This is a genomic window from Citrobacter sp. R4 (assembly GCF_026719175.1).
Classification (GTDB): domain Bacteria; phylum Pseudomonadota; class Gammaproteobacteria; order Enterobacterales; family Enterobacteriaceae; genus Citrobacter_A; species Citrobacter_A sedlakii.
Genome location: NZ_JAPPSU010000070.1, coordinates 1 through 286, shown reverse-complemented (window position 1 = coordinate 286; position 286 = coordinate 1). Strand labels below are relative to the sequence as shown.

At 57.3% G+C, this 286-nt stretch carries 1 protein-coding gene; it reads right to left on the bottom strand.

Annotated elements, in window-relative coordinates; genetic code table 11:
• Positions 1 to 286: alpha-amylase family glycosyl hydrolase (locus tag OOJ60_RS24635; RefSeq protein ID WP_268077821.1), on the bottom strand; the 286-nt coding region annotated here is incomplete at both ends.

Genomic DNA, 286 nt, shown 5'->3' with positions numbered 1-286 from the left:
GCCAGCTTTGCCCGGCGGCTGGCTTCCAGTCCGTCCAGCGTTCACCGAGCGTGTTTTTCAGTTCATCGCCCGACAAGTACAGCGCCCCAAACTGATACTCCTGCATATCCGCCAGCGTGGCGTAGCCGGTATGATTCATGACGACATCGAACAGGATACGAATGCCGCGCTGGTGCGCACCGTCAACCAGGGCACGCAGGTCAGCTTCATTACCCATATTCGCATCGAGCGTGGTCCAGTCCTGAGTGTAATAGCCGTGATAAGCGTAGTGGGGGAAATCGCCTTT